Genomic DNA, 3,758 nt, shown 5'->3' with positions numbered 1-3,758 from the left:
GTGGGAGGCATCTCGTATAGCTTCATGTTTGACGGTGTTTTACCGGTACCAGAATATCAACTGGTTATCCATCGACTACGCCTGTCGGCCTCGCCTTAGGTCCCGACTAACCCAGGGCAGATTAACTTGACCCTGGAACCCTTGATCATCCGGCGGACGGGTTTCTCACCCGTCTTTCGCTACTCATGCCTGCATTCTCACTCGTGTAGTCTCCACCACTGGATCACTCCGCAGCTTCATCGCCCACACGACGCTCCCCTACCACTCCATACGACTGAACCACAAAGGCTTGTCTTATATGAAATCCACAGCTTCGGCGGTGTACTTGAGCCCCGCTACATTGTCGGCGCAGAATCACTTGACCAGTGAGCTATTACGCACTCTTTCAAGGGTGGCTGCTTCTAAGCCAACCTCCTGGTTGTCTATGCAACTCCACATCCTTTCCCACTTAGCACACGCTTAGGGGCCTTAGCTGATGGTCTGGGCTGTTTCCCTCTCGACTACGGAGCTTATCCCCCGCAGTCTCACTCCTACACTCTAACTTACCGGCATTCGGAGTTTGGCTAACGTCAGTAACCTGGTGAGGCCCATCGGCTATCCAGTAGCTCTACCTCCGGTAAGAAACATGTAAGGCTGCACCTAAATGCATTTCGGGGAGAACCAGCTATCACGAAGTTTGATTGGCCTTTCACCCCTACCCACAGGTCATCCCCCCAGTTTTCAACCTAGGTGGGTTCGGTCCTCCACGCGGTCTTACCCGCGCTTCAACCTGCCCATGGGTAGATCACTTCGCTTCGGGTCTAGACCCAGCGACTCAATCGCCCTATTCAGACTCGCTTTCGCTACGGCTACCCCACACGGGTTAACCTTGCCACTGAGCACTAACTCGCAGGCTCATTCTTCAAAAGGCACGCCGTCACCCCAACCAAGGAGGCTCCGACGGATTGTAAGCACATGGTTTCAGGTACTATTTCACTGCCCTCCCGGGCTACTTTTCACCATTCCCTCACGGTACTAATCCGCTATCGGTCACTAGGTAGTATTTAGGCTTACGAAGTGGTCTTCGCTGATTCACACGGGATTTCTCGAGCCCCGTGCTACTTGGGATCCCATCACAAAGCTCACAGTGTTTCAGTTACGGGGGTATCACCCTCTACGCCACTACTTCCCAGCAGTTTCACCTACACCATAAGTTTCTTACTTTGCGTCCACGCGGCAGCATGAACAAGATGGTCCCACAACCCCACCGATCGCAACCCCTGCCGGGTATCACACGACCGTGGTTTGGCCTGATCCGCTTTCTCTCGCCAATACTCACGGAATATCTCTTCCTGACGGTACTGAGATGTTTCACTTCCCGTCGTTCCCTCTACCCTGCCTATATATTCAGCAGGGAGTACCTGGACATGACTCCAGGTGGGTTTCCCCATTCGGACATCCTCGGATCACAGCTTGTTAACCAACTCCCCGAGGCTTAACGCAGGTTACAACGTCCTTCATCGGCTCCTAGTGCCAAGGCATCCACCATGTGCTCTAAAAAAACTTAAACAAAATCACAGACACCAAAAAAATGAAAACATCATTAATTTAGTAAATAGATGCTCGCGTCCACTATCCAGTTCTCAAACAACGACCACACACACCCACACCACCCAACCGTACAAACGATCAGACGCCATGACCTGCGATGGCAGTGAAACCACAACCCCTCCAGCACAGCTGAAGTGTTGTTGCTTCATAACCCAATAGTGTGTTCACCCAAACCCCGTACCACTCACCCTGCTTTCCCACCCCTTAACGAGGCGTACTCACACGACAAAGACACAACGTTTGGTTGATGATGTTCCACCCATGAGCCCAACCACTAGAACACATGCCTAGCGCGTTGGTTAATGCTCCTTAGAAAGGAGGTGATCCAGCCGCACCTTCCGGTACGGCTACCTTGTTACGACTTAGTCCCAATCGCCAATCCCACCTTCGACGACTCCCTCCCCAAAAGGGGTTAGGCCATCGGCTTCGGGTGTTACCAACTTTCGTGACTTGACGGGCGGTGTGTACAAGGCCCGGGAACGTATTCACCGCAGCGTTGCTGATCTGCGATTACTAGCGACTCCGACTTCATGGGGTCGAGTTGCAGACCCCAATCCGAACTGAGACCGGCTTTTTGGGATTCGCTCCCCCTCACGGGATCGCAGCCCTTTGTACCGGCCATTGTAGCATGCGTGAAGCCCAAGACATAAGGGGCATGATGATTTGACGTCATCCCCACCTTCCTCCGAGTTGACCCCGGCAGTCTCCCATGAGTCCCCACCATTACGTGCTGGCAACATAGAACGAGGGTTGCGCTCGTTGCGGGACTTAACCCAACATCTCACGACACGAGCTGACGACAACCATGCACCACCTGTACACCAGTCCGAAGACACAACCATTTCTGGCTGCTTCCGGTGTATGTCAAGCCTTGGTAAGGTTCTTCGCGTTGCATCGAATTAATCCGCATGCTCCGCCGCTTGTGCGGGCCCCCGTCAATTCCTTTGAGTTTTAGCCTTGCGGCCGTACTCCCCAGGCGGGGCACTTAATGCGTTAGCTGCGGCGCGGAACTCGTGGAATGAGCCCCACACCTAGTGCCCAACGTTTACGGCATGGACTACCAGGGTATCTAATCCTGTTCGCTCCCCATGCTTTCGCTCCTCAGCGTCAGTTGCGGCCCAGTGACCTGCCTTCGCCATCGGTGTTCCTCCTGATATCTGCGCATTCCACCGCTACACCAGGAATTCCAGTCACCCCTACCGCACTCTAGTCTGCCCGTACCCACCGCAAGCCCAACGTTAAGCGTTGGGTTTTCACGGCAGACGCGACAAACCGCCTACGAGCTCTTTACGCCCAATAATTCCGGACAACGCTTGCGCCCTACGTATTACCGCGGCTGCTGGCACGTAGTTAGCCGGCGCTTCTTCTGCAGGTACCGTCACTTGCGCTTCTTCCCTACTGAAAGGGGTTTACAACCCGAAGGCCTTCATCCCCCACGCGGCGTCGCTGCATCAGGCTTTCGCCCATTGTGCAATATTCCCCACTGCTGCCTCCCGTAGGAGTCTGGGCCGTGTCTCAGTCCCAGTGTGGCCGGTCGCCCTCTCAGGCCGGCTACCCGTCGTCGCCTTGGTAGGCCATCACCCCACCAACAAGCTGATAGGCCGCGAGCCCATCCCTCACCACAAAAGCTTTCCACACCCAGACCATGCGGCCAGATGTCATACCCAGTATTAGCCACCGTTTCCAATGGTTATCCCGAAGTGAGGGGCAGGTTACTCACGTGTTACTCACCCGTTCGCCACTAATCAAAACAAGGCAAGCCCTGTTCGTCATCGTTCGACTTGCATGTGTTAAGCACGCCGCCAGCGTTCGTCCTGAGCCAGGATCAAACTCTCCATGAAAAAATATGAATCCATAGACACCCACACCCGGTTGGGAAAACAACCAAAAAGTGTGGACACTAAAATTTGAAACTAGCATTCAAAAACTAAACAACTAGCATAAACAAATGTTTAAACCAGAATTATTATTTAAGGTTTGAATACCAAAAATATGCGGACACTACCTCGACCACCAGCACCCCAACCATCTCAGCTGGACTACCATTCGTGACCGATATACTGCCCTTTTGGCATCATCAATCAAACACACTATTGAGATATCAAACAACAACCACACACCATCCGAAAACCCACACCATTCCGTGTGAACCTCATCCGGGGCAACCT

At 53.3% G+C, this 3,758-nt stretch carries 2 rRNA genes (1 of these 2 running past the window's edge); both read right to left on the bottom strand.

Annotated elements, in window-relative coordinates:
* Positions 1 to 1,549: ribosomal RNA gene (locus HGSM_RS13460) — 23S ribosomal RNA — on the bottom strand; it reaches 1,962 nt to the left of the window's first position.
* Positions 1,550 to 1,903: 354 nt separating this feature from the next.
* Positions 1,904 to 3,431, bottom strand: a 16S ribosomal RNA gene (locus tag HGSM_RS13455).
* The 16S and 23S rRNA genes sit together here, the layout of an rRNA operon.
* Positions 3,432 to 3,758 lie beyond the last annotated feature (327 nt).

This window comes from Timonella senegalensis JC301 (assembly GCF_000312125.1).
Classification (GTDB): domain Bacteria; phylum Actinomycetota; class Actinomycetes; order Actinomycetales; family Cellulomonadaceae; genus Timonella; species Timonella senegalensis.
Note: the sequence above shows the minus strand (reverse complement) of the source record. Positions and strands in the feature narration are given on the sequence as shown.